The sequence below is a fragment of the Paenibacillus aceris genome (assembly GCF_017874035.1).
Classification (GTDB): Bacteria; Bacillota; Bacilli; order Paenibacillales; family NBRC-103111; genus Paenibacillus_E; species Paenibacillus_E aceris.
In genome coordinates this window covers 400,727-426,732 of the sequence record NZ_JAGGKV010000004.1, presented here as the reverse complement: position 1 = coordinate 426,732, position 26,006 = coordinate 400,727, and the positions used below count along the sequence as shown (strand labels likewise).

Below are 26,006 nucleotides of genomic sequence, written 5' to 3'. Positions count from 1 at the left end.
CATTGTCCTTGAGCAATGCCTTTTTCATTTGAAAAGGGAGAAGTTTGTATCAGAGACCGGGAAGAAGAAACGCTCTTTGCGTCGAGCCTGTTTTTTTCCAAACTATCCTAGCCTACTTCACCACATAAAAATAGATGAATCGACTCCGATACTTGACACTGTCAACGCCCTCAGTGCGGAATACAAATGATATAGGGCTTGAAAACGCCAAATTGTAACTTGCGAAAAGCTTTCGAACACATCTATGTCAATTTCGAGCGGTCCTATCCCAGGAGCAGTGGAGGTAGCCGTGTCTACCAACAGAAGAATCATTTGCCTACAAGTAACTGTAAGCTAAAGGATTGTGATTCGAATGTCGATTAAACGAGACAAATGGATGCAATATCGCACTCTAAAGGGTACGTCCTCTCTCGCCGCATGGTTGCCTGAAACTCGGCTACTTAAGCTTAACGAGTTGGTAAAGCAGATGAATCAATATCAAAGCCTCGTTCTAAAGCCGCGCGACGGTAGCTTCGGACGGGACATCCTGTTTATTACCCGAAACGGAGCGAACTCCTATCGTATTCATAACGAAAAGAAAACACGCTATATGAAAGACACCGAGCGGTTGCTCAAATGGATCACTAAGCAGACCCGAGGACGTGGATATATTGTCCAACGACGTCTACAGCTTGCTCAAGTTCAACACAAGCCGTTTGACATTCGGATAATGGTGCAACGAAGAAAAGGCACTTCGTCCACTTGGAAAGTGACAGGCTCATACGCGAAAGTGGCGGCGCAGGGTTATCTCGTCACGAATGTGCCTAGTCGCATCATCCCAGTACCTGAAGCGCTGAAAAAAGCAGGCATAGTAGATCGAAGCTTATTGGTCAAAACCAAAAGGGTCGCGCTAACGGCTGCAAAGCGGCTTGGAGAGCATTACCCCAAGCTTAGGCAAGTCGGGTTCGATATCGGCATCGATAAGAAGCGGCAGATTTGGATCATCGAAGGCAATTATCAACCGGATCTATTCCCTTTCCAACTCTTAAAAGATTCCTCGATGTATCGCAGAATACTATGGTATCAGAAACATTAAAGCAGCGGACCAGCTTCGGGTTCGCTGCTTCTGCGTCCAAACTTTATGGTTGAAGTTAGTCTTCTGATTGGTAGAGTCGTGTTTGGTTCAGGGATGCTGGAAGAAAGGCTTGAAACGGATGGAAATGGACGTGCTTTTTTATTCTTATCCACATTTATACCTTACCAAAACTCTTTCAACAGCATCTATTGAACTATGTCAATAAGAAGGGAGGGATCGGGTATGGGATGTAGGGGATGTAAAAAAGCTTACCCACCCGTTCAGATCGTTAACTCTACCTCATTTAATGTATCTGGGAAGGTTGAATACGCATCATTTCTTTGTTCCGACGACAACTATAATGTTCAACGTGACGAAACTTGGACAGCTACTAGCCGTGGAGTCTGCTTGGTGACGAGAATCACCGCAACCGTTAAAACTCCAAGTGGAAATATTACAGCGGAACCATATACTTCTTCTGGCACTTCTTTCAGCAAGTTTGCAATTATACAAGTAGGAGTTAATAAGTTCCAAGTGACACGCGTTGTAAACTCCAAGAGACGCGTGTGAAATCCCAATAGTAGGGTATGAATTGATCCTAAACTAGCAGCATATTCTTCGGTGACCTAATGAGGAACAATAGTAGTCAATCACGACATGACGGCAGCCGGCGCACGATAGGCTGCCGTTGTCTGTTGAAGTAACGGCAGTATAGTGTGTTGAAAATACTTAATTTCAGTTGATGGAACAAATTTGGAACTCATACCCTTTAATTATTACAAACCCGCGCAAAGAAACTCTTAATCAAATCCGATACATGCCGGCTTTGTTCCTCCAGCACGAAGTGCCCGCCGCACAGAAAACAGGTTTCGATATATTTTAAATGCCTGCTGAAGGCAAGAGCCCCCTCCAACGTAAAGATAAAATCGTTTTTGCCCCAGGCGACCAGCGTCGGAGGCTGATAGGTTCGCATGTATTGCTGCCAGAAGGGATATTGCTCTACGTTCTTTCGATAATCGTAGCCGAGCGCCAGCTGGATTTCGCCATTGCCGGGGCGGTCCAGGAAGAACTGGTCCATCGAATAACTGTCGGGGCTAACCAGATAGGGGTTGCATACTCCCGTTAAATATTGCTTCTTCGTAAATTCGAAGGAGGTCAGCGCGGAGAATGCCGCTGCTGTCTTCGGGCTCGGTTCCACCCACAGCGCTTTGAAGAGGTCGAATGGCTGTCCAAGCCCTCTCACGTCGGCAACAGCATTCTGAATAACGAATCCAAGAATCCGGTTCGGATGGCGAACGGCCAGCCTGAATCCGATCGGCCCTCCATAATCATGGACGTACAAGAAATAACGAGGAATACAGAGCCTGTCGAGTAGCTTCTCGATGACGAGGGAGAGATTCTCGAAGGTGTATGAAAATTCTTTCGTTGAAGGCATGCTGCTATTTCCGAATCCGGGGTAATCGGGAGCGATGACGTGAAACCAGTCTGCCAGCAAAGGAATCAAATCCCTGAACATATGGGAGGAGCTCGGAAAACCATGAAGGAGGACCAAGGTCGGACAACTCGGATACCCTGCCTCGCGAAAAAAGATATCCAACCCTTCGATGTTCGCTTTTTTATATAGAACCATTTTTTCCTCTCCCTATTGGTAGCAATCTCACCCTGCATAAGAAATATGTAAAGGATGTGCCTTTAAGAACCTATTTATTGGACCGCTAAACAAGCAAAGAGATTAAAACCAAGTAGTTTAGGGCATCGGAAATCTTTTCCTCTCAGCGGCAAGGGTACAATTGAAGAATTGGGGGAGAAGATCTTCTTCTCCCGCCTATGCACTTAAAGTAAAGATCATGTACATCTAGGTCAAAATATTGCATAGCTTTCAGGTATGTTTTTTATTATATTGAACCCATGATACAATTTGTTACGTGTTTTCGCTTGCTTACGATCATTGGGGGGATCGAGAATAAGCTTGACAAAAATATTATCGGGGGAACCATCAATGATAAAGAAAAAATTTGCAAGCTCTCGCTTCATTATTGTGTCTTGCGCATTGGTCGTGTTAGCGGTTGCCATAAGTGCTTCTGTGCTTTACTTTGAAAGTCGTTCGAACGAGAAGGTCATATTTACAATTGATGGCCAGGCGATAACTTATGACGAATTTCATTTGGTTTTACAAAATAAGAAAGCGCTAACAACGAGTTATTTTAAAGAAAAATATAATGTCGACTATAACAAGAACTTCTGGTCAGGTGTTTATCAAGGCGAAAATCCGTCCGAATATGCAAAACGACTAGCCGTGAATGAGCTGTTGGAAATCAAGGCGGAACAAATGCTTATGAAAGAAAATGATGTCATCCAGGAAACAACGTATCGTGCTTTTCTGAAAAACCTGCAAGATGAAAACGAGCAAAGGCAAATGAAATATAAAAATAATCAACCTGTTTATGGTCCGATACAATACAGCGCTTTTGAATACTATTCGTATTTCCGAAGCAACAACTATCAGAAACTTATTGAGAAACTGGCAAAGGATGCCCAAAATACAAAATCCGATGATTTTTTCCAAGTCTACTATAAAAATATTAAAGATGATTATTTTAAAAGGAGAAACAGCTTTGATTATGAGAAAATTTCTTTAAAAGGCGGACCTGGCACAAAGGAAATGCTTCAGGAGATCAAAGACAAAGCGTCGGCTGGAGGAATTGCATCAAAAGCAGCGGCAGAACAATTAGGAGTATCTGCAAATATTGAAAAGCAAACGTTAGATCCGAAAAAAATATCGAAGGACGATATTTTTACTAACCAGTTATATGAAACGTTCCTGGATTTGAAAGAAATGGATTTTAGCAATATTTTCGAAACGGATCGTGAAGTAACGGTTTTTAGAGTCCTGAAAAAGCAAGAAGGCGCCTATGAGGAATACAAGGATGTGAAAAGCGCGGTCATTCAGATTTACGTGCAAAATCAATTGGATGAGAAAGTGAAGCAGTATATGAAGGAGGCGAAGGTTGAAATCAACTACTCTGTCTATGATAAGATCATTCCCCAATAAGGTTGCCGTGGCTATCATCCATAAAGTAAAAATCATACACGCAATGGTCAATATTATGCATGCCAATTCGCCTATCGTATCTTTATATTTAAATATGATACGGATTGTTTCAATGAACAGTTGTAGAAATTTTAGAAATGATTGATATCTCCACAGAAAATGACAGCGCTTCCAAGTGTGGATCTTTTTGCGGGGGCGCTGCATCTCAACGGATGGAGCTGAGGGGGGGGGGCAGTCGGAACGTGATTTGATTTATTTTTTCGTTGAGGGCAATCAAATCAAAGATTGATAGTTAGCAGGATACTAAAGGAGGAGTTACAAATTGAAAACGAGTCGGACATATAAGGTAACGGTCTGGTCTATTATGTTGACGGTACTCATCACACTGATTTTCCCTGCAATCTCTCCGATGGAAGCGCGAGCGGCGACTTCGGGAAATACTTACTATGTTAGCTCTTTAACGGGTGATGACAATAATGACGGACTATCGCAAGTAAAGCCGTGGAAGACTTTGGATAAAGTAGGCGCCGCCGTCTTCGGACCTGGGGACAAAATTCTTTTCAAAGCAGGCGATGTTTGGAACGGAAGCTTGAGGCTTAGAAACATATCCGGAACCGCGCAAGCTCCTATCGTCTTTGACAAATACGGCAGTGACGATCCGAATGTCAGACCGATTATTAATGGCAATGGCACGACGACCAAAGAAGTTTTTTCACTTTATACGTATTATAGCGGAGTAACGGACAAGACACAGTCCTCCACCATCGACGTTTTGGACGGAAGCTACCTCGAGATCAACAATTTTGAAGTGACCAACTATAGTGAGACTGTTGTTTCTCAACGGGGGGGGATTACGGTAAAAACCTCTGCGACGAACCAGACGGAATGGTTGAATAATGCGCAGAAGGGAATTGTTATCAAGAACAATTACATCCATGATGTCAATGGTAATCCCAAGGGGCATAAAATGGGCAGCGGAGGAATCCTACTGCTAGGTAATATCAGCGATGTGCTAGTGGAAAACAACAAAGTTATCAAAGTGGATATCGAAGGCATAAGAAATGCGGGCTTGTACAAAGAAGGGGATATTAGCGCAAACTTCCCTAAAGTCCTCAACAATGTTCAATTTAAAAATAACTATATTGAAAAAGTGCAAGGCGACGGCATCGTTTTGAGCAATGTCGGAGCAAACGGCCGACTGGAATATAACACGGTTGTCGAACATTCGTATAAAAACGTTGGAAATGTGAACTATGCGGGATTATGGGTTATTGCTGTAAAGGACACCATTGTCCAATATAACGAAGTGTATGGCGGAAAATACGGCTATAATGACGGTCAGGCGTTCGACATTGACTTGTTTAGCGAAGGAACATTGTACCAAAATAACTACAGCCATGATAACAGAGGCGGTATGATCCTGTTTATGGGCGGTTCGACCAACTCCGTGGTCAGGTACAACGTTAGCGTTAATGACGGAAACGGCGCCTACATCCTCCATTATTTGCCGACAACTGTGAACGATGCGCCTCTGATACATAATAATTCCATATTTACTGATTCTCAGATTAGCACAAGGATCTTTAGCGATACGGGCAAGTATGCCAAGCTCTATAACAACGTCTTCATGGCTAAAGGCACAATGACCATGGGGTCCAACAACTTTACAGGAGGCGCAATCAAGTACAACGATTTTTATCCTGGCAGCGATATAAAAGGTCAAAACTTTGCCGGAGTTGCTTTTGAAAACAATTTGTTTACCAGTCCGAAGTTCTCGAGACCCGGAGAAGAGCCTAAAAATCTCATTACCGGCATGAACACATTTAACCCAGCGGCGTTAGACGGATACAAATTAATGAGCGATTCGCCGTTGATTGACGCAGGGATGGATGTCTCCAGCTTGACTCCTTCCGTATGGGAGAAGGCATCCAAAGATTTCTTCAACAATACGCTTAGCGGCAAGGTTGATATCGGCGCCCACGAATATTCGAACGATCAGCCGGATACTGTGAAACCAGAAATTATGACGACTTCTATCTCGCTTGACCCAAGTGACGTGCATCTCTATTTGCAGCATTCGGGGGCTGCTCTGACGGCAAAAGTGCTGCCTGAAGATGCCTGGTTTAAAGGTGTGAAATGGTCAAGCAGCAATCCGTCCGTTGCGTCCGTTGATGCAAGTGGCAATATCTCGGCCAATGCCGTTGGCACGGCAGTCATTACAGCAGAGAGCGTTGTGAATCCGAATGTGAAAGCATCAAGCCAAGTTACAGTAAGTCCTGCTGCGGCGATCAAACAATATATGGTGACATCGGATGACGCCACTTTATCCGATTCCAAGAAGTCCGTCCAGTTAAATGTTAAGGGACAAATGGAGGATGGAGGCACAGTAAATAACCCACCTTACTATAAACTGACTTATCGTACGGATCATCCGGATGCAAAGATTGATCAACTGGCAGGAAAGCTTGAGTTTACTGGCGATTTAACAAAGGTGGATGAAATTTCCGTTTCGGCTGAAGTTCAAGAATATAAGGATCTCATCTACTCGGAAAGCTTTGAAAACGGCTGGGGTAATTTTGTAACGGAACAAAATCCGCCTACCAATGGCTCGGGTGGCAAAATCTCCAACAAAATTGCGTATCACGGAACTAACAGCGCCTTATATGACAATCCGCCTGCGGTTGAAAAGGTATTTGCGCCGAATCGGAATGGGGTCGTCACGATGATGCTGTATGATGACGGCTCAAAGAACGGCGCAACCAGAGTCATTGCGCATGTTGGTAACCAACGCACAACCCTTATGGCAGCGCTGGGCATATTTTATGACGGCGGCAGTGTGGGCAATTTGGACAATTACTCTGTAAGAGCAAGCAGTACCTCTTCAGCTTGGGAAAAAACGAATGTTCCTCGGACGGTCGGCTGGCATGAGCTGAAATGGGATTATACATCAGGATCGGATTTAAAAATGTATATCGATAACCAGCTTGTGAAAAGCACTACGGCTATCAAAAACTTTGACCGGATTTTACTTGGCTTTATATGGGATAAGGCGAATGGACGCACGTTTGGTTTTGATAATATCAAATACGCCGCATCGGATGCCAAAATCACTTATTCGGCGCAAGAACTCAAAATACGTGCCGATCACCCGGAAGCAGCGGTTACAGGCGTTCAGATCGACAAACAAGAAGTGTCTATAGACCAAGGGCAAACGGCGGAGTTGACCGCAACCGTACTCCCTGGAAACGCAAGCAACAAGAACGTTGCGTGGAGCAGCAGCGATCCGAACGTGGCTCGTTTGGAAATCATGAACGATAAGGTGGTAGTTAAGGGATTGCAGCCAGGTCAGGTGACAATCACTGTTACTACAATAGACGGCGGCTTTACCGCTGCTGCGACAGTCACCGTTAGACCGGTTACCCCGACGGGACCTGTAACTACGTTAACCGGAGCAAGCTCCGTTCAGTCGGGAGAACAATTCTCGCTCAATTATGGGCTAAACAACGTGGCGAAAGGCGCTTATGCGCAGGATGTTCATATCGCCTATGATGCGGCCGTTATGGAGTTTGTATCGGCAAAATCCGCAAAAGAAGGAATAAGCTTGCTGAAAGCCGAGGAGGGGGCTGCAGGGACGATTCGCTTGATTATGGCCAGCCAAGGCGAAGGGAACGCGGTTATTGGGGACGCTCAACTCATAGAACTGACGTTTAAAGCGAAGAAAGTAGCTCAGACAACGGAAGGGACGGTAGCAGTAACGAGCGCTCTTCTTGGAGACAGCCAAGGAAACGAAACGCAAGCTGCCGCATCGTCACACAGCATGGAAATCACGGCTGAAATTCCGGGAATTCCAGGAGATATCAATGACGACGGGAAAGTAACGATCGGCGATCTGGCTATGGTAGCTGCTAATTATGGCAAAGATATTACAAGCCCGGATTGGGAGCAAGTGAAAAAAGCGGATGTCAACAATGACGGCAAAATCGATCTTCTTGATCTCGCAGTCATAGCCAGAAAAATTCTTGAATAGCGATTCCGAGACTTAGTGCCGGAAGTAATACCAAGGGGGAGAGTATGTTCTCCTCCTATTTTTTGTGATCCGTGGTGTCATCATATTTGAGGGGATTTTCAGAAGTAGTGAGGATAGATTCTCAAAATTGTTGAGAAATCTATGATTATGATTTAACATACAGGAAGTAATTCATCCAAGTGAGGAGAGCACATGTACATAGGTTTATTCTGGTAAGGCTATTTCACTTCTTAGGAGTTGACTGACGGATTATGATAAAGAAAGAAATCGCGCATATTCGCAAGCATTTTAAATTGGATAATGAGATGCTTAAACTTTTCGAAATTTTTAACGTGTATATTATGAAGGAAAGCAACGAGATCTACCATTACGAGCGTCAGCCGTTCGCCCTAGTGGACCGGGAGAAGCAGGAACTATATATGGCTAATTTTAAAAAACTGCTGACCGGCGAATTAGATCAGAAGATGTTCGAGTTAAAATTTCAGGAGGAAGCGGAACAGCCTACGCAGGTGCTTCTCCATCAAGGTTTGGTGACCGGTAATCCGGAAGAATGGCAGGATCTAATGCTCTTGTTAGTTGAGAAAATGTTGGTGGATACCGTATATGAACAAGATACGGTAATTACATTTGTCCGCGGACAATATTCCCGCCCGACCAAGGCGAGGAACGAAGAAGCCGAGCAGAGCGAAAAGGACGAAATGTTCGCGAATTTGTTCATTCTGTGCAGCGTGAATTCCACGGAGCAACAGCGGAAAACGCTCATGTTTGATTATGTCGAGAGAGAATTCAAGTATAATGTCTTCGTAGACCCAATCATCAAATTGAACACGCCGGAGCAAGGTTTTTTCTACCCTAGCGTGACGGATAACTATTCCGACGTAAATCGCATTTTGTATTGCACGGGGAGAGCAAATGAACCGAATTTCCAATTCATCGAGCAAGTCTTAAATGCAGAGAAGACCGTGACTGCGATAGAAGAGAGAACTATTTTCGAAGACATCGTGAAAGAAGTGACGGGGGAACAAATTGATGTCGCTACAATCGCTCATGTGTATGAGGAAATCCATCGGGTCATCGAATCCAACGAGGAGGAAGAGCCGGCAAAGCTGGATTATAAAGATGTGGAACGCATGCTGACGTTGAGTGGCGTGGAGGACGTGACGAGTGAAAAGGTGGAACGAGCGTTTCAAAATGTCGTGGACGACAAAAACTATGAAATAAAAGCGAGCAGCGTCCTTCCGAAGTTCACTTCGAAATCGATTAGAATTGATACAAAAGTAGCTACAATTACGGTCAGTCCGCAAGATTTAAAGTACGTCAGACAGGTGAATTATCAAGGAAAACGATGTATCTTGATCGAGGTTGACGAAGACGTCGTGATCGAAGGATTTACGCTCAGTACGGAGACGTTGTAAAGTATTTTCTAACGAATTCTGCAACAACAAAAACGGAGTGCCGCGGCTTTGCGGGCTCCGTTTTCTAATTAATTCTGGGCTAACGTAGAACGTTAATTGAATAATTTACAACTACGTTAGTCATTTAATAAAAATCCGAAATGTGAATAGGAAATTGTTTAACAAAAAATACTTGAGTATGACGCTACGTAATACTCTATCTTAATCTTGGAAGGAGGATCTGGTAGTGAGTAAAAAATTATATCAAACGAATGAGTTTGCCAAGAAATCGTCTGTTTCCGTGAGAACACTTCAATTTTACGATAAAAAAGGGTTACTTTCTCCCTCGGGATTCACCCAAGCTGGGTACAGATTATATTCAGACGACGATCTCGTGAGATTACAACAAATTTTAGCCCTAAAATATCTTGGCTTTTCATTAGCGGGAATCAAAACTCTCATAAATAAAGGAGTAAGCGGGTTCCCAAATGCACTTAGAGAGCAGAAGGAAATGTTGTTTGATAAGCGGCGGCAGATTGACTCCATCATTGCAGCAATTGAGAAAATCGAAAAAATGGAAAATGAAAAATTAGATTTTGAAGCAATTGTCAATATAATCGAGGTGATTCAAATGGATTTAAAGCCAGAGTGGGTAAACAAATATTTGACTTCTGAAGAACGCACAACTTTGCGGTCTTTAACGAAACAATCTTATTCAGAGGAAGCTTTGAGGAAGCTGGGACAGCAAAAATTTACAGAGGAGTTACATCAACAGTATGGTTATTTTAGAGATGAGCTGCGGAGGCTGGTGGTAAAAAACACAGATCCAGCCAGTCAAGAGGCACTGAGTCTTGCGAAGTATTTGATGGACTTAAACAGACAACTTTCTCAAGGATGGGATGAAGAAATACTCGGTGGAATGAAGAAGTCTTGGGAGAATTTCAATGCATTACCCAAGGATAAGAAGCCGCAGATGTACACTCTGACAACAGAGGAAAGAGAATTTATTAAACAAGCTTGTTCAATACTGTACAAACCAAAACCTTAGGATTAACCCAAGTGTGACGGAGTAGAGAGGTCTCTGTCATTGTTGATTTAGTTATAGCTTCAGACTATAGCAGGATATAGGAAATACAAGTTATCTTTTAGCCGATAGGTAATGATATCATTACTATATGTATTACCGTTATGGAGGTTAAGTGGATATGCTAAAAGAAAAAATATTAGGTAAAAAGGCGGGAATTTTAACATATGGGATGACGCCGCCGAAGATAGCTAATACCCCAGAAAAGATAGCAGAGATTGCACAGAAGCAAGTTGAAAGATTAAATGATCTCGATATAGATGCATTAATTCTTTACGATGTTCAGGAAGAAATGGATCGAGTAGAACAACAAAGGCCATTTCCGTATTTGCCAACTATTGATCCTGGAACATATAGCGATGAATATTTAAATGATATACGAATTCCCAAAATCATATATCGTTGCGTAGGTGGATATAGTGAAGAACAGTTCTCGAAATGGGTAATGGCCGACACGGACCGAGAAAGATACTCCGTATATGTAGGTGCTTCTTCAAGTAAGCAGGAGATTAACTTAGATCTTTCTGAGGCTTCTATATTAAGTAAGAGATTTAATAGCAACTTAACTTTTGGGGGAGTTGTCATACCTGAAAGACACATGAAAAAGAAAGATGAGCACCTACGAGTTAGAAATAAGATAATAAACGGGTGTGCTTTTTTCGTATCACAGGCAACATATGATATAGAGGCATCGAAAAATTTCCTTTCCGATTACTTTTATTTCTTTACAAATAACGATTTAGAAATGGTACCCATTTTATTCAATCTAGCCCCCTGTGGATCAGAAAGAACGTTAGAATTCATGAAATGGTTAGGAATAAGTATACCAACATGGTTAGAAAATGAACTGAAATACTCAAATGATGTACTGGAAAAATCAATCAAATTGTCTCAAAGAATCTTCGAAGAGATTTTAGATTTTGCATTGGAAAAAGGAATCCCTGTTGGTTGTAGTGTTGAAAGTGTCTCAACAAGGAAAGTAGAAATAGAGGCATCTGTACAACTGGTTAGAGACATAAAAACCATGTTAGACAGGAAGCTGAAAAGAAACGTAATAAATTCACTCCAATAATCTATATAAAAAAACAGTTGATCGGGAGAATAAAAATCCCGGGCAACTGTTTTTATTTGTTATTTATAATCACCTAGCAGATAATTGTAGAAGGGTTCGTCCACCCAGAACTTATAGGAGTCGACGTTCAAGCTGGCGTTGATTTTCTTTAGGCCAGTAACAACTTCGTCAGATTTATCGCTGAGGGAGAAGGACTGTGCATAATAATGGCCTTTACTGACTTTATTGTTTGCAATCACTTTATAGTCTTTTACATCTGATAATGAATAGTAGAGTGGCTGCCACCAGGAAGAATAAATGAGTCCTGTCTGGTCATTACTGTTCTTTTTAGCATACTGGAAAATGATCTGCTGGAACTTGTTCTTTTGCTCAACGTTATCGAATTCGAACTCAATGTCGTATTCCTTGGCATAAGCTATGAAATTGCCGTTCTCGATTTGGACGACTTGATAATCGTCGGTTTGTGTCGGCTCGCCCCATTCCTTCAAATAGATGAAGGCAGACGTTTTGGGCTCCAGCTGTACTTTCGCCTGGATGTTCTCGCTGCGCAGCAATCCTATTAGCTGAATCGCATGCGTAATGTCAGAATGTCCATAGGTGAGTGATTGCTTTGGATCAAAGTTTGCATCGAAACGAGAATCCTTCAAGTTGTAGCCGGTAATGAGATTCTTTTTCAAGGCTTCATCGAAAACAGAACGCAAATCTGTTGATGAAATTAGATCCTCCGTACGCCAGGCATCGTTAATTTTACGGAAAATATCATCATCGGAAGTCGTTCCAAGATAATGCTTATATTGTCCGTTGAAAGTCAGAATCTTACCAAGCAGTTCGCTAGCAAAGCTTTGACTCGCCGCCGCATCCGCTTCGAAACCAGAAGAGACAAGACCAGTATCAATTGCGGCGGCCAGCTCTTGGGCGGCTTGCAGCGTTAATTGATTGTTTTGATCGTAATCAATATGTACTTTAGCCAGAGCAGTCTTGATTTTATCCTTTGGGTAGGTATAGGCGAGTTCTTTCAAGCCGGAGGCTTTTAAAGCAATAAAAGTCGCCTGGAGCTGGGTAAGCGGCTGATCACCCTGCAGCTTGCCTTCGGATAGAATACCTTTTTCGTGTAAAGCAAGCGCTGCTTTGTAATAAGGACTGTCCTTTTGTAAGTCTGTAAATGCATTGGTCTGATCTTTCGCTTCCGCTTTCAAGATTCGGCTCACTGCGATAACAAAATCGCCTTTTGATAAGGAATCTGACAAGGTGAAGGCATACTGATCATTCAAAAACTGCTTGTATGAGACTGCTGAGTCACTCGCTGCAGCCGCACTGCTTAAAGTGCTTACTGAGGATAGGAGGACAGCTGTTAAAACGGCTATTTGCAAGGGCTTGCGGGATTTCAATGGTTTCATAAGAATGAAACACCTCCAAATTTTTAATTCATATAGGAATAGTATGTTTTAATGAAATATATCAGCTAAGATGAAAGGTGTCAATAAGTAATGGTTGATGTTTAGCGGCGCAGACGATAGCCTGTGAAGACTGTTTCTCATTTAAATATTAATCCCTAGTTGACAGGTGAGAATTGTGGATTGCTGTTGGCGCTTATTTAATGCCATTGAAAGAATGGGTTGGCCGCACCGCCGAACCGAATTTGAATGTCTCCACCCCCATATGATAAAATTTTTAGAGGAATAATGAACTTTATATAAAGGGAGATCTGCAATGATGAGCTCTAACAAGGAGAAGGCTGTATCGTTTTTGCAATTGGTGGCGTCGGGGGACGTGCGTGAAGCATACCGGAGCTACATTGGTCCTGAATTCCTCCATCATAATCCCTTTTTCCGTGGAGACGCAGATTCTCTTATGCTCGCAATGGAAGAGAACGCCGCCAAGAATCCTCACAAAATCCTTGAGGTCAAATGTGCCATCGAAGAGGGTAATATTGTTGCGGTACACTCCCATGTAAAGCAAAGGCAAGAGGACATCGGAGGAGCTGTGGTTCATATTTTCCGCTTCAATAACGATCTGATCGTCGAATTCTGGGATGTGGGACAGCCCATACCGGAGAAGTCTCCCAATGAGAATGGCATGTTCTGATGTGGATATGAAAACGATAACTTCATAACAAAGATCAAACAGGCTGCCGGTGATAAACTCAGTGGCCTGTTGTGCTAACGGTCAGCATTCCCCTAAGTATAGATTTGTGGGATGATATTGTAGTTTTCAGGTATGTGAACGCTTTCAGAAGAACGCGCGTGTTATGGATATAGTAACTTCGCTCGATGCATGGTTACTCAAGATTGATGGACAAGCTACAGAAACGGAAGTGGCTCCTTTAAGCGGATTGGAAGAAGGCATACAGCTTGCTGAATTAATAGATGCCGTATATCGTTCTATCCGCGAGGGGACTAAAGTTAGTTTGAGTCGGCTTTCTAAATCGGCAAATCTAGTATGATTGCAATGACCTAATATACATAGCTAGAGATCTCTTAGCATTAGCTGAGAGATCTCTTTACCTTCTCGAGGGAACTTCTTCATTCAGTCAACTCACGTAATGCCCTAGCAAATCTGGCTATCCCCGGTTCAATGTCCTCCGGCTTCGTTCTGGCGAATGTAAACCGCACGTAACCCGAATCAGATCCATACACACTCCCGGGTACAAATATAATTCCTTTCTTAATTGATTCTTCCAACAATTTAGCGTCCGGAATATTCGGGATCAATTTGCACCAGAAATGCAATCCCCCTTTTGGCGCTACGTATTCAATCAGACCTGAAAGCTCCTTCTCCAGGGATTCGATGAGTAAATCCCGTTTAAATTGAAGTTGGATACGCAATCGCTCCAAATGGGGATCTAAATAAGATGACTGTAAAAATTGTCCCGCTACTAGTTGCGGAATGATGCTTAATCCAAAATCCATCTGTTGTCTAGCATCGGCAAGTCGTTCCACAATGGAACGGGGCGCTACCATCCAACCTATCCGTAAGCCAGAGGCTGCGATCTTGGAGAATGAGCCAATATATAGAATTGAACCCATAGTATCCATTGATTTGAGTGGCAAAGGAGGGGTGCCCTCATAAGATGTTAAGCTGTATGGATCATCTTCCACAACAGGAAGTCCTAATTCACAAATGATATCAAGAAGACGTTTGCGCCTTTCATCACTTAGTACCGTTCCAGTTGGGTTCTGGTAGCTCGGATTCAAGAACACCATCTTAATTCGATGTTTTTTATATAAAGCGCGAATATCTTCTGGTTCTATGCCATGATTGTCGACCGGCAGGCGGAACAAACGAAGACCAGCTGATTGAAACATAGGCAGCGAATAGCAGTAGGAAGGATCTTCAATTGCAACTGCATCACCTGGAGACAGAAGACATTGCGTGATTAAAAATAACGATTGCTGAGATCCCGATGTGATAAGAATGGAGGATTCCGTTGTCTTAATTCCTCGATAATTGTTCAGATATTCTACTAAAGCCTCTCTTAATAGAGTTGAACCTTGAGGGTTATCGTAACCCATATAGGACGTATAGGCATTTTTACTCATTAATGCAGCGATTTCATCTGTGGGTGCCAAATCAGCAGATAGTTCAGGGCTCGCAAAATCGATCAGTGATGGATTTTGAGCTAACGCTTCGCGGATCCTTCGCAAAAAGGGCAGGTTCGGAAGAAAGCTTCCTCCTTCGGCAAACCGACTCCAGTTTGGAGTATGCTTTGGAGTGGCCCCCCATTTGGAGGTACTTACCCGAGTCCCGCTACCAGTGCGACTTTCGATGATCCCAAGTGATCGAAGTTCGGCGAATGCAGAAATGACGGTGCTGCGGTTCACATCAAATTGTTCAGCAAGTTTCCGCTCAGAGGGCAGCAAACTACCCGGAGGAAACTCCCCATATGAAATTCTTTGCTCGAGATGGTCGGCAATTTGCTCATAAAGAGCCTTTTTACTATTGCGATCAGGTTTCCACATCTTAAAATCCCCTTGAATATGCAATCAAACCATACAAATTTTAACTTTATAATACCACTTATCTATGAAAAATAATCGATGTTTTCGTCTTTATCATTTAGCATTCTGTGAACATGGAGTCTACGAATGATTGAGAAGAAGTATTGTTAGTGGATGGCATAAAAACTGATTGATTGGTTGGTTACATTCGTCCACTTCAATCTTATGATATTAATTGTATTACGGTTGATGTCATAACCTGCGGAAAGGAGATGGGCCAGTTGGCAGCTTTGATATCTTTTATTTTACTTTGTAGTGCACTTGTAGCAAGTCCTTTGCTTATCGCTATAGGGGGGGCTTTTCTCATCCGTAAAGATGAGCTTAATCAGAGCAAATAGTAAAGATTAATAGAAGGAGAGATTTTAAAATGAATCATTCACATAGAAATAATTACGAACAAAAATTGGATGGACTTCTCCCATTAACTATTATTTTCTTTCTTTTCGTTTTTTCAGGTTTTTTTTATTTTCTAATTAATGAATTATGAACGCGCATGGTAAAATAAAAAGCACCGCTTGGGTGCTGTAAGCTGAGCTGATATTCGGCCTTGGGGCTGATGTAAGCCCAGTATAAGTGTCCTTTTTTTCACACCCGCTTTTTGTACACCCTCATTGCAAAGAAATAGGCTACGAACAAAATTCCGACGCACCACGCAAGAGCGACCCAAATATCATTGCCCACCGGCTGCCCTGACAGTAGCGCACGGATAGCTTCCACGATCGAGGTCACCGGTTGGTTTTCGGCAAAGGCGCGAACGATGGATGGCATCGACTCGGTCGGCACAAAAGCCGAGCTAATAAACGGCAGGAAGATAATCGGGTAGGAAAAGGCGCTTGCACCGTCCACCGACTTTGCGGACAGTCCGGCAATTGCCGCGACCCAAGTTAATGCCAGCGTAAACAGCGCGAGTATTCCGGCTACTGCAAGCCAAGACAGTATCCCCGCGGACGATCGAAAGCCCATAATCAACGCTACGAGAATGATGACGAGAACCGATAGGGCGTTGGATACCAGCGAGGTCAGCACATGCCCCCACAGTAAGGTGGAACGTGAAATTGGCATGGTGTGAAACCGTTCGAATATGCCTCGTTGTACATCCGTAAACAAGCGGAAAGCCGTGTAGGATATGCCGCTAGCAATAGCAATCAGGAGTATACCGGGCAACAGGTAATTCACATAGTTATCCGTTCCGGTTTGAATTGCACCGCCGAACACATAGACGAACAGCAACATCATCGCGATGGGCATGATGGTGACCGTGACGATGGTGTCCATACTGCGGGAAATATGACGCATGGAACGTCCAAGCATAACGCCCATATCGCTGAAAAAGTGTTTCTTTACCGCCTCCATTTACTTTCCCTCCTTTTTGCCGATGATTGCGAGGAATATTTCCTCCAATGTCGGCTGTTTTTCAACATACTCCACCTTTGCGGATGGGAACATCTTTTTTAACTCCGAGAGTGTGCCGCTGGCGATAATCTTACCCTCGTGCAGAATGGCAATTCGGTCGGCAAGCTGCTCAGCCTCCTCCAAATACTGCGTGGTTAGGAGTACCGTCGTGCCGCCTAAGGCAAGCTCCTTAACAATCTTCCAAACCTCGATGCGCGCCTCGGGGTCAAGCCCAGTGGTCGGCTCGTCGAGGAAAATGATTTGCGGTTTTCCCACAAGGCTCAAGGCGATATCGAGCCTGCGGCGCATACCACCCGAATAAGTAGATGCCCTGCGGTCGGCGGCGTCTGTCAAGCCGAAGCGTTTAAGCAAGTCGTCCGCAACCTGACGCGGATTTTTGAGATATCGGAGTTTGGCAATCATCATCAGATTTTCCCGTCCGGTCAAAATTTCGTCAACGGCGGCAAATTGCCCGGTCAGACTGATCGCTTGCCGCACATTCTCGGGTTTTGACGCAACATCGAATCCGTTTACGGTGGCGGTTCCGCTGTCTTGTTTTAACAGTGTGGTGAGGATTTTGACAACCGTTGTCTTGCCTGCCCCGTTGGAGCCGAGCAAGGCGAAAATACTGCCCTTTTCCACCTCGAAATCCACGCCCTTTAAGACTTGATGCTGCTTGTAGGATTTTTGCAGTCCAATTACTTTAATTGAATTGTTTTGCATAAACTACCCCTCCTTATCGAACAGTAACATTGGACAAATCGGCACCCATGCCTTTCAGGGCAGCATAGGTCAACTTATCCATGACTGCGCCGTCAAAGCAGATGGTTTTGATGCCACGGTAATACTTATTGGTCAACGAAAAGAAAGCCTGAAAAGACACATTCTTGAGTGTAGCGCCCTTGAACGAAACATCGTTTAATGCCGACTTGTCAAACTTAACGCCGATAAACGTCTGTCCGTCAAAACACATTCCGCTCAGATCAGAGTACTTGAAGACCACGCCGTCAAAGATACAATTTTCAAAGATTGTTTTTCTAAGGTCGATCTTGGTTAGCGTGACATCGGTCAGTTTTACGCCTGTGAATTTTGCTCCGTTCAGCCCCGAAATGCTGAAGGTGGTGCGTTCAAGGATCGATTCATTGAAGCTCGCATCCGAAAGGTCCAGGGCGGAGAAGCTGCAGTCTGTCAGATTCGCGCCGTCAAAATTGGCTTCACTTACGTCGCTGGTCTTAAACGAACTGCCGGTCAAGTCTGCGCCCGCAAAGTCGGAACCGCGTAACGCGCTCGATGTAAAATTCCCTTTATGAGCAATAACGCCTGCAAAGTCGCTTTTCGCTAGGTTGCTCGCGCTAAAGTTTGTCAGCACCTGCCGCTCCAGCGAGCGGGAGAGGTTGGCGACCTCCAGTATCGTTTGTTCGATGTCGCCGATGCTCTCAATGGTCATATTAAACGCTGTTTCATCGTCTTTGCCCTCCGCTTTGAGTTCACCATATCGCTCCTGCAAATCGGAGTGCAGGTCTGCCTTTAATTCGGTGACGCTTTTTACCCCATCATATGGCGTAAAAACGCCGTTCAAATAGTTCGTCAATTTCTGATTCATCTCATCAAGTCTCCTTTATAATAAATTTTCTAGCACGCGCTTCGAGTACTCCCAATTGCTTTTGTTGCGGGCGTAAGTATCCTTGCCTTTTTCGGTAATCCTAAAATACTTACGCCGTCCGCCCTGAGATTCATCGCCCCAATACCACTCGATGTCGCCGTCTAGTTCAAGCCGCCGGACGCTGGAGTACATCGTGGCTTCCTTTAATTCATACTCGCCGCCCGAGCGCTCGGCGATCAGTTTTACAATTTCGTACCCGTAGCGGTCAGCTTCGGATAAGAGTCGTAAAATCATTGTATCGGTATGTCCGCGCAGCAAGTCGGATGTAATTTTGCTCTCACTCATTTCATCACCTCACATTTATAGAATACGACATACTACTATGTCTGTCAAGGTACTATTTTAAATAAAATACCTTGGTTGAAGAAACGGTATTTATTCATACAAACTGAAGCAGTGAACGATGTCACACATTGAAACTGCCAATTGTCTTAATAGTGTCAAACAAAATAACAAACGAGTTAGATTAATAAGATACAAAGGTATTCGTTCAAGCAGCAAGCGCTTTTCCATGTAAAATCAACGTTGCGAAGGGCAGCAAAAAAGTGAATGGCAAAAGCTCCCTTAGCATGCTTACGCTGGGTATTCAGCAGAATGAGGAAGTGACGTTGGAAGTAGAAGGCGAGCAGGAAGAGCAGGTACTGAAGTCGCTAGGAGAACTGTTGACGAAAATTTTTGAAGAGTAACGACCGATAAGCCGCCATGTTGTGCGAAATCTTCCAAGGGGGAGCACACTGCCGGTTTTTTTTACCTGTGAGGAAATAGATAATGCCCAACTCGTTGACTGGGTACTCTATATTTAGATGTGTTGGATAGGGGGGAATATGTTTGGAACAAAAATATGTGAGGGAAACGAGATGCTTCAAAACATCAAGAGTATTTCCGTTAGATGTGAATAATCATAATACCATGTTCGGCGGTAAACTCATGTCCCTGATTGACGATATCGCCTCAATTACAGCTTCCAAGCTTTGCCGAGTGACCGCAGTAACAGCATCCACGGATTCCGTCGATTTCTTGAAAACTATTCGGCCAACGGATTGTGTGTCGTTGGAATCCTTCGTAACCTGGACTGGGAAGACATCGATGGAAGTGTTTGTGAAGGTCATTACAGAAGATTTACGGAGTGGAAAGAGGGATATCGCAGCAACCTCATTCTTAACCTTTGTCGGACTGGATGAAAACAATGACCCGGTTCCCGTTCCTCGAATTGTTCCTGAAACGGAGGAAGAGAAAAAGTTAAACGAAACGGCCGGCCATAGAACGGAAATGCGAAAAACACGAAGAGAAGAAAGCAAGAAGTTCGCCCATTACTTGATTACCAGATATCCTTGGGAATAGAAAAAGAGCCCGCGCATTTGCTGTGCGGGTTTCTTCGTATCCGGGGCGGCCCCATATGTCTTTAAACTTTTTTAGACGCAGCTTCAATTTCCAGGCAGGCCATGACAAACGGCGCAAAGCCCTTCGGATCGTCGCGGCGGATTGGTTCGCTGATGTAGTAGGCATATGATCCATCCCGGTATGGCGTATTGCCTAGCCCTGCTACGCTGCAAATGCCGTTCAGATGTAGAGAAGCGTCGTCATCGCGCTCTACAAATTTTGTTAGGCTTCCTTCGTAAGCTTTACGAGCCGCTTCTATAGCCCATTCTTCAAGATAGCCCTTATTTGCGCCCTTGGCCAGTGCGCAGGTAAACATCGCGGTGCTGGAAGCCTCCAAATAGTTTCCTTCTTCACCGCCACGATCCATGACTTGCCACCACAATCCGCTCTCTCTGTCTTGCACTTTCACAATCGCCTTTGCCAAACGGTGGAAGATACCGATAATTTGACCGCGCTGAGGATGATCAAGCGGCAGGAAGTCAAGCACATCAACAATCGCCATGACGTACCAGCCAATGGCACGTCCCCAAAAATGCTCGGAGCAGCCTGTTACTTTATTGGCCCAGCGCTCCTCTCGGCTCTCATCCCACCCGTGATACAGCAGTCCGGTTTGCGGATTGCGGACGACACGCTCCATCAGCAAAATTTCATTGGCGATATCATCAAACCATTCATGTTCATTGAACACGTGTGCAAATTGAGCTAAAAAAGGAGATGTCATATATACGCCATCCAACCACATTTGGAACGGATAAATTTTTTTGTGCCATAAACCGCCTTCTTTGGTGCGGGGATGGCCCTTCAATTGCGTCACCAATAACTCAATGGCCTTACGATACTTGGGTTCGCCGGTTTTCTCGAACAAAAGAAAAAGCGTTTTTCCCTGGTTGATCATATCGACGTTGTACTCGTTCAAATTGTACGTAGCAATGGAACCGTCATCCTGAATAAACAGATCCATGTTATTTTTAATGTACTGTAAGTAGCGTTCTTCCCCCGTTGTGTGAAACATCCGCTCAAAAGCAGTTAAAATACAACCGTTCTCGTAGTTCCAGCATCGACTCTTTTGAAATGGCATGTCAGATACAAGAGGATATTGTTGCATGAAAGATTCGGACATCGCCGCAGACCAAAGATTTTTCAAAATTTATGCCCCCTAATTCAATCAAATAATTTCTTATTACATTCAGGAAACCTATTTACAACATGATGCAACAACATTTGCTTCTAGTCAAATCCAATTTGTTTTACATGATTTTAGTGAAAAATATGAATAGTTTTTAAGAAAAATAAGAATAGATGATGAGAAATATTTCGTTGCTTGCGATAAAATAGACAAGCATTCGTTATGTAAACGTCCGTGAAAAGATGAGAGGGTTTCCAACATGAAGCATCTAATCGTAGCCCAGTAATCCAATCATTTGTAACCGGAAACACTTCTTTAAGTGTAAAATGTATGCGTCATCTTAAACTATAGTTTAGCCGGATTGAAAGCATTGTGATAGGCATACGTGACGCCGACGGACATCTTCTACTTTTCTCGGTCTCTTTTCAACAACGTAAGAATAATCAGACATCATCGGTATTAGGAGGCGTTAAAATTGGAGAAAAAAATTGGACTTAGGCATTCACTGGCCTACGGAGGTGGAAACTTTCTGGGCAGCGGTGCTCTAGCAGTAAGTGGAGCTTGGTTGCTTTATTTTTACACTACATTTTGTGGATTATCTATTGTGCAAGCTGCTTCTATTTTTTCCATTGCCACCTTTGTAGACGCAATCAGCAACCCGATTATGGGATTTATTAGCGACAATTTTCACAAAACGAAGATTGGAAGAAAATTCGGAAGAAGAAGATTTTTCATCATGCTGGGAATTCCTTTAATGCTTGTATATCCGATGTTATGGATTCATGGCTTCGGTTACTGGTATTACTTAGTAACTTATCTGTTATTCGAGTTGATTTACACCGCTGTTATGATCCCGTATGAATCGCTCGCGGCCGAAATGACAAAAGACTTCGGTGCACGTTCTAGATTAACCGGTTTCAAGGCTATTTTTGGTAAATTAGCCAACTTCGCAGCAGCGTTTATTCCGGGAAGGTTTATTGCGATGTATGGCAAAGATTCACCAACACCTTTTCTAAGCACAGGCTTGGTATTCGCCGGAATTCTGATTATTGCATTGATTTTCTTATATGTGTACTCATGGGAACGTTCTCCACAAGAGCTGGAAATGGAAGCGAAAAAAGAACCATCCCTTTCATTCGTTGAATCTATGAAAAAATTGTTTATCGATCTTTACTCGACATTTCAAATCAAAAGCTTTCGACATCACTTAGGCATGTATTTGGGCGGATTTTCCGCTGAATGGCTCTTTACGTCGGTTTTTACTTATTTCGTTATTTTCTCGATGCATCAGGGTTCAGAAAATGTTTCCAATCTGTCTAGCTTTAACTCTGTAATTCAATTGGTTGCAACGTATATTTTTATTAGTTATGTCGTGAAAAAAGGGTTTTCCAAGCCATTTATTAACGCTCTTGTTATTGTTTCACTAAGTGTACTTGGATATTTGGCAATCTTCTTGATTCAGCCGTCTCATACGGTAATGTGGCTTTATGCGGTTACTTTTGTTATGGGTTTTGCCACAGGCGGCGTATACTATATACCTTGGAACCAGTATACTTTCATGGCTGACATCGATGAGGCTGTAACGGGCCGCAGAAGAGAAGGGATTTATGCAGGTGTGATGACGTTTGCTGGGAAGTTGGTACGCTCGATTATTGTCTTTTTATTGGGATGGTGTCTGCAGCAGTATGGCTTCGTGTCTAAAGCCGCTACTCAACCCATTTCCGCCCAATATGCAATCGTCGGTGTAATGGTTATTGGAACGATTGTGCTAGGCTTATTCGGAATATGGGCATCTGCGCTATTTAAGTTAAATATGTCGTCTCACAAAGTTCTCGTCAATGAAATCGAACGTCTCAAAAGCGGGGGCTCGATGAAGGATGTCACGCCGGAATCTCGTGCAGTGTTCGAAAAGTTAACTGGCTTTGACTATGAAAAATGCTGGGGAAACAACCGCATTGGGTATAAAAGCAAGCTTCAATAGAGTCTAAAGCAAAATGTGGCTCGAGATTATTGCAAAGGAGCGCATGATGTTTACATTTATGTCCACAATATGAAAATCAGCTTATTCGGTTTTCATTGTTGCTTGAAGAGAGGTGGACTTTATGCTTAAGCAATTGCAAGTCATACTCTTTGTGTTTGCCGTGTATTGGGGCATTTTGGCGATCTCGCCGACCGATCGGATGCAGTGGCTGATGGAGAACCTGCTGCTCATTGCCGTCGTGATACTTCTTGTATGCACATTCCGGAGATTCCAATTCTCCATGCTTTCCTATTGGCTTATCTTCGTGTTTCTTTGCTTCCATGCCTATGGAGCTCACTATACGTATCAAGGCACGCCGTTTGATGTTTGGTTGAAAGGGGCCTTGCATACGCACAGAAGCTATTACGACAGAGTCGTGCATTTCTTGTTCGGCTTGCTCTGGACCTATCCGGCACGCGAGTGGTTGACCCGTGTAACAGCTGTGCGGCGGGGAATCTGGTCATACGTTTTGCCCGTGGCAATCGTCTTCGGCTTCAGCGCGTTGTTCGAAATTATTGAAATGGGGGCGGCATTAGTTGCCGGACAAGCGGGGGAGGAGTACGTAGGCATGCAGGGCGACCCTTTCGACTCGGAAAAGGATATGGGACTCGGTCTGGCCGGAGCCGTCACAAGCATGTGTATGCTGGACTGGAAGCAGCGCCTGGAATCGAAGTAGCATTAGCTTCTTTGCGCCTACAGCCCCTTTGTGAAAAGATCGGTGTAAATAAAAAAGTCTGCTGCCGAAAAAGGCTGCAGGCTTTTTTTTGTGGTATTGACGCCGATCCCATTCCCTAATCATCCATAATTACCCTCAAATTTATATGCTACATGTAGAAGTCGCTATTTGTCTTATCAGTGTCACAAAAAAAGGAGGTATTAAGTTAGAAATTTTTTGTGGAGGAAATCAAAACAATTTTTCGATTATGTGATGAGTCATATCTCGGATTTCAACAGGGATGGTACCTGGAGATTATCAGCCAGCCGATACTAATTAATAGTTTCCTTGGAATAGTCATGTAAAAAACCCTTTGGAATTCAAGAGTCCTAAAGGGCTTTTTTTATTGTAATTGTTCAATGTGGCATCGGCTTTTCTTTCGCTTTCTTTAATTAACGAATCGGAATTTTAGAATATACGTTCCGAAACCGCTGTGTTCAGTAATGCATTTATGGAATGAATTTTCCAGAATCATGATATTCCGACTATCTAATGTCTTCTTAATACTGTGTGTTTAAACTGAATAATACAAAAAGTCTTCTTGGGAAATAGATTTGTAATATTTGCGCGGAATAAACATTCCAAAATCCATTGACTTAAAGGAGGTGTGGGACTATACTTATTTTGGAGTAAACATTCCAAACAAATATCGAGGAGGCAAATATAGATGTCAAAAGTTTGGTTAATTACAGGAAGTTCCCGAGGTTTTGGCCGCAGTCTTGCAGAAGCGGTACTGGCTAAAGGAGATCAACTAGTTGCAACGGCCCGAAAAACAGAGCAGATTGCTGATCTTACAGAACGCTATGGCAGCCAGGTTCGCATCGTCCAGTTGGATGTAAACCGGTTCGAGCAGACTGAAGCAGCTATCAAAGTCGCTTTCGAAGCGTTCGGACGCTTGGATGTCCTTGTGAATAATGCAGGGTACGGCAACGTCTCCTCTATTGAAGAAACTTCGATGGAAGATTTTCGTGCTCAAGTGGAAACGAACCTTTGGGGCGTCATTAACGTAACGAAAGCCGCGCTGCCTATGATGAGAGAACAAGGCAGTGGTCATATTGTTCAGTTTTCATCCATCGGCGGGCGTACAGGCGCTCCAGGTCTTGGGCCGTACCAAACGGCAAAATGGGCAGTGGAAGGATTCTCCGAGGTACTGTCCAAAGAAGTCGGCCCTCTAGGCCTCAAAGTCACTTTAATAGAACCGGGCGGCTTCCGTACCGATTGGGCAGGTTCCTCTATGCAGCATATCGAGCCTCGAGACGAGTACAAAGAAACGGTCGGGGGCCTGCTAAAGCATCTGCGAGACGTAACCGGCAAAGAGAACGGCGATCCGGATAAAGCCGCGCAAGCGATCATAACGATGGTCAATGAAGAAAACCCGCCGCTTCGCTTGCTTCTCGGAAGCGATGCCGTTGCAATCGCAAACGCGGTGGACTCTGGCAAGTTAGCGGAAACGAAGCGTTGGGAGAAGCTTAGCCTCTCCACCGACTTTGAAGCAAGAGAGTTGGACCCGGCAGTAACACGCATGTACGACGAGTTTGAAGAATAATAACTTGCACGTATAGAACGATGACAAGAATGATAAAGCTATACAAAGCAAAAATATCCCGTAGCAGGAGTTGGGGTATATGAAATGAGGAGCTAACTTTATGACTCAAATATCAATGGATCGCGTACTTACATTTATTAACGTGTTCACAGTTGATCCCGAAAATCAAGGTCGTTTAGTTGAGTTACTTACCAGTGCAACAGATGTCTCCGTTCGTTACGCTCCTGGATTTATTTCATCTAGCCTTCATCGAAGTTTAGATGGGACTAAGGTCACCATGTATGCTCAATGGAGAAGTGAGGAACATTATCAAGCTATGCGAAATGATCCTAAACCTCTTCCGTATCTTCAGGAAGCATTGGCTATAGCAAAGTTTGAACCTTGTATGTATGAAGTCGTCAAAATATTTGAACCATCGGAGGAAACTGAAAGTTAAAATAGGAAATGCAAAAAGAGTGGGGATTTTCCCCGCTCTTTTTGCAT

The 26,006-nt window shown here is 43.7% G+C and carries 21 protein-coding genes and 1 pseudogene; 14 read left to right on the top strand and 8 right to left on the bottom strand.

All coding sequences use genetic code 11. The annotated features are described in order from the left end of the window. Positions 1 to 352: 352 nt before the first annotated feature. Positions 353 to 1,075: a YheC/YheD family protein gene (locus tag J2Z65_RS10760; protein WP_167065448.1), complete on the top strand. Its 723-nt coding sequence runs from the start codon at positions 353 to 355 to the stop codon at positions 1,073 to 1,075. A 748-nt stretch (positions 1,076 to 1,823) separates the two neighbouring features. On the opposite strand, the gene J2Z65_RS10755 is transcribed toward J2Z65_RS10760, so the two are convergent. Further along, positions 1,824 to 2,684, bottom strand: a complete 861-nt coding sequence (locus J2Z65_RS10755) for an alpha/beta fold hydrolase (RefSeq protein WP_167065442.1) — start codon at positions 2,682 to 2,684, stop codon at positions 1,824 to 1,826. A 369-nt stretch (positions 2,685 to 3,053) separates the two neighbouring features. Here J2Z65_RS10755 and J2Z65_RS10750 point away from each other — a divergent pair, with 369 nt between their 5' ends. The 5 genes from J2Z65_RS10750 (at position 3,054) to J2Z65_RS10730 (ending at position 11,683) form a co-directional block, all read left to right on the top strand. Next, entirely contained in the window at positions 3,054 to 4,106 is a 1,053-nt protein-coding gene (locus tag J2Z65_RS10750; RefSeq protein WP_167065439.1) for a hypothetical protein, read from the top strand. Between the two features lie 322 nt (positions 4,107 to 4,428). Continuing rightward, positions 4,429 to 8,133, top strand: coding sequence for an Ig-like domain-containing protein (locus J2Z65_RS10745; protein ID WP_167065436.1), 3,705 nt, complete (start codon positions 4,429 to 4,431; stop codon positions 8,131 to 8,133). 251 nt (positions 8,134 to 8,384) lie between these two features. After that, positions 8,385 to 9,548, top strand: a complete 1,164-nt coding sequence (locus tag J2Z65_RS10740) for a DUF4317 domain-containing protein (RefSeq protein WP_167065433.1) — start codon at positions 8,385 to 8,387, stop codon at positions 9,546 to 9,548. Positions 9,549 to 9,774: 226 nt separating this feature from the next. After that, positions 9,775 to 10,575 carry a MerR family transcriptional regulator gene (locus J2Z65_RS10735; RefSeq protein WP_167065430.1) on the top strand — a complete coding sequence of 267 codons (801 nt, stop codon included), beginning with the start codon at positions 9,775 to 9,777 and terminating at the stop codon, positions 10,573 to 10,575. A 157-nt stretch (positions 10,576 to 10,732) separates the two neighbouring features. Continuing rightward, positions 10,733 to 11,683 (top strand): methylenetetrahydrofolate reductase, encoded by a 951-nt coding sequence (locus tag J2Z65_RS10730; protein ID WP_167065427.1) that lies wholly within the window; start codon positions 10,733 to 10,735, stop codon positions 11,681 to 11,683. A gap of 59 nt (positions 11,684 to 11,742) precedes the next feature. On the opposite strand, the gene J2Z65_RS10725 is transcribed toward J2Z65_RS10730, so the two are convergent. Beyond that, entirely contained in the window at positions 11,743 to 13,080 is a 1,338-nt protein-coding gene (locus J2Z65_RS10725; protein ID WP_167065424.1) for an S-layer homology domain-containing protein, read from the bottom strand. A gap of 313 nt (positions 13,081 to 13,393) precedes the next feature. Here J2Z65_RS10725 and J2Z65_RS10720 point away from each other — a divergent pair, with 313 nt between their 5' ends. Both J2Z65_RS10720 and J2Z65_RS10715 read left to right on the top strand, forming a co-directional pair. After that, a complete protein-coding gene (locus J2Z65_RS10720; RefSeq protein ID WP_167065421.1) occupies positions 13,394 to 13,768 on the top strand; it encodes a nuclear transport factor 2 family protein in 375 nt (124 codons plus the stop codon). A gap of 163 nt (positions 13,769 to 13,931) precedes the next feature. Further along, positions 13,932 to 14,126 carry a hypothetical protein gene (locus tag J2Z65_RS10715; protein ID WP_167065418.1) on the top strand — a complete coding sequence of 65 codons (195 nt, stop codon included), beginning with the start codon at positions 13,932 to 13,934 and terminating at the stop codon, positions 14,124 to 14,126. A 79-nt stretch (positions 14,127 to 14,205) separates the two neighbouring features. Here J2Z65_RS10715 and pdxR read toward each other — a convergent pair whose 3' ends face one another. From pdxR to J2Z65_RS10690, 5 genes are all read right to left on the bottom strand, one after another. Further along, positions 14,206 to 15,642 (bottom strand): MocR-like pyridoxine biosynthesis transcription factor PdxR, encoded by a 1,437-nt coding sequence (gene pdxR / locus J2Z65_RS10710; protein ID WP_167065415.1) that lies wholly within the window; start codon positions 15,640 to 15,642, stop codon positions 14,206 to 14,208. A 624-nt stretch (positions 15,643 to 16,266) separates the two neighbouring features. After that, positions 16,267 to 17,034: an ABC transporter permease gene (locus J2Z65_RS10705; RefSeq protein ID WP_167065412.1), complete on the bottom strand. Its 768-nt coding sequence runs from the start codon at positions 17,032 to 17,034 to the stop codon at positions 16,267 to 16,269. Further along, positions 17,035 to 17,796: an ABC transporter ATP-binding protein gene (locus tag J2Z65_RS10700; protein ID WP_167065409.1), complete on the bottom strand. Its 762-nt coding sequence runs from the start codon at positions 17,794 to 17,796 to the stop codon at positions 17,035 to 17,037. It lies immediately after the preceding gene. Positions 17,797 to 17,809: 13 nt separating this feature from the next. After that, on the bottom strand, positions 17,810 to 18,676 hold the full coding sequence (locus tag J2Z65_RS10695) for a pentapeptide repeat-containing protein (RefSeq protein ID WP_167065406.1): 867 nt from the start codon (positions 18,674 to 18,676) through the stop codon (positions 17,810 to 17,812). Between the two features lie 15 nt (positions 18,677 to 18,691). Further along, positions 18,692 to 19,021, bottom strand: coding sequence for a PadR family transcriptional regulator (locus J2Z65_RS10690; protein WP_167065403.1), 330 nt, complete (start codon positions 19,019 to 19,021; stop codon positions 18,692 to 18,694). 209 nt (positions 19,022 to 19,230) lie between these two features. Here J2Z65_RS10690 and J2Z65_RS10685 point away from each other — a divergent pair. Then, a pseudogene (locus J2Z65_RS10685) lies at positions 19,231 to 19,422 on the top strand (HPr family phosphocarrier protein); the annotation flags it as partial. Positions 19,423 to 19,564: 142 nt separating this feature from the next. Then, a complete protein-coding gene (locus J2Z65_RS10680; protein WP_167065400.1) occupies positions 19,565 to 20,077 on the top strand; it encodes an acyl-CoA thioesterase in 513 nt (170 codons plus the stop codon). Positions 20,078 to 20,138: 61 nt separating this feature from the next. On the opposite strand, the gene J2Z65_RS10675 is transcribed toward J2Z65_RS10680, so the two are convergent. Beyond that, positions 20,139 to 21,236, bottom strand: a complete 1,098-nt coding sequence (locus J2Z65_RS10675) for a glycoside hydrolase family 88/105 protein (protein ID WP_167065650.1) — start codon at positions 21,234 to 21,236, stop codon at positions 20,139 to 20,141. Between the two features lie 481 nt (positions 21,237 to 21,717). On the opposite strand from J2Z65_RS10675, the gene J2Z65_RS10670 reads away from it, so the two are divergent. The 4 genes from J2Z65_RS10670 to J2Z65_RS10655 all read left to right on the top strand — a co-directional run bounded on the left by J2Z65_RS10670 (position 21,718) and on the right by J2Z65_RS10655 (position 25,959). Next, on the top strand, positions 21,718 to 23,223 hold the full coding sequence (locus J2Z65_RS10670) for an MFS transporter (RefSeq protein ID WP_167065396.1): 1,506 nt from the start codon (positions 21,718 to 21,720) through the stop codon (positions 23,221 to 23,223). Between the two features lie 121 nt (positions 23,224 to 23,344). Further along, on the top strand, positions 23,345 to 23,938 hold the full coding sequence (locus J2Z65_RS10665) for a DUF2238 domain-containing protein (protein WP_167065394.1): 594 nt from the start codon (positions 23,345 to 23,347) through the stop codon (positions 23,936 to 23,938). A 706-nt stretch (positions 23,939 to 24,644) separates the two neighbouring features. Next, entirely contained in the window at positions 24,645 to 25,523 is an 879-nt protein-coding gene (locus J2Z65_RS10660) for an oxidoreductase (RefSeq protein ID WP_167065391.1), read from the top strand. 100 nt (positions 25,524 to 25,623) lie between these two features. Beyond that, complete coding sequence (locus tag J2Z65_RS10655; protein WP_167065388.1) at positions 25,624 to 25,959, top strand: antibiotic biosynthesis monooxygenase family protein; 336 nt, start codon at positions 25,624 to 25,626, stop codon at positions 25,957 to 25,959. The last annotated feature ends 47 nt before the right edge of the window (positions 25,960 to 26,006 follow it).

Bases quoted from the DNA above. Each gene is read 5' to 3' on its own strand.
- J2Z65_RS10760 (WP_167065448.1), top strand. From the start codon at position 353: ATGTCGATTAAACGAGACAAATGGATGCAATATCGCACTCTAAAGGGT.
- J2Z65_RS10755 (WP_167065442.1), bottom strand. From the start codon at position 2,684: ATGGTTCTATATAAAAAAGCGAACATCGAAGGGTTGGATATCTTTTTT.
- J2Z65_RS10750 (WP_167065439.1), top strand. From the start codon at position 3,054: ATGATAAAGAAAAAATTTGCAAGCTCTCGCTTCATTATTGTGTCTTGC.
- J2Z65_RS10740 (WP_167065433.1), top strand. From the start codon at position 8,385: ATGATAAAGAAAGAAATCGCGCATATTCGCAAGCATTTTAAATTGGAT.
- J2Z65_RS10730 (WP_167065427.1), top strand. From the start codon at position 10,733: ATGCTAAAAGAAAAAATATTAGGTAAAAAGGCGGGAATTTTAACATAT.
- J2Z65_RS10725 (WP_167065424.1), bottom strand. From the start codon at position 13,080: ATGAAACCATTGAAATCCCGCAAGCCCTTGCAAATAGCCGTTTTAACA.
- J2Z65_RS10720 (WP_167065421.1), top strand. From the start codon at position 13,394: ATGATGAGCTCTAACAAGGAGAAGGCTGTATCGTTTTTGCAATTGGTG.
- J2Z65_RS10715 (WP_167065418.1), top strand. From the start codon at position 13,932: ATGGATATAGTAACTTCGCTCGATGCATGGTTACTCAAGATTGATGGA.
- pdxR (WP_167065415.1), bottom strand. From the start codon at position 15,642: ATGTGGAAACCTGATCGCAATAGTAAAAAGGCTCTTTATGAGCAAATT.
- J2Z65_RS10705 (WP_167065412.1), bottom strand. From the start codon at position 17,034: ATGGAGGCGGTAAAGAAACACTTTTTCAGCGATATGGGCGTTATGCTT.
- J2Z65_RS10700 (WP_167065409.1), bottom strand. From the start codon at position 17,796: ATGCAAAACAATTCAATTAAAGTAATTGGACTGCAAAAATCCTACAAG.
- J2Z65_RS10695 (WP_167065406.1), bottom strand. From the start codon at position 18,676: ATGAATCAGAAATTGACGAACTATTTGAACGGCGTTTTTACGCCATAT.
- J2Z65_RS10690 (WP_167065403.1), bottom strand. From the start codon at position 19,021: ATGAGTGAGAGCAAAATTACATCCGACTTGCTGCGCGGACATACCGAT.
- J2Z65_RS10675 (WP_167065650.1), bottom strand. From the start codon at position 21,236: ATGTCCGAATCTTTCATGCAACAATATCCTCTTGTATCTGACATGCCA.
- J2Z65_RS10665 (WP_167065394.1), top strand. From the start codon at position 23,345: ATGCTTAAGCAATTGCAAGTCATACTCTTTGTGTTTGCCGTGTATTGG.
- J2Z65_RS10660 (WP_167065391.1), top strand. From the start codon at position 24,645: ATGTCAAAAGTTTGGTTAATTACAGGAAGTTCCCGAGGTTTTGGCCGC.
- J2Z65_RS10655 (WP_167065388.1), top strand. From the start codon at position 25,624: ATGACTCAAATATCAATGGATCGCGTACTTACATTTATTAACGTGTTC.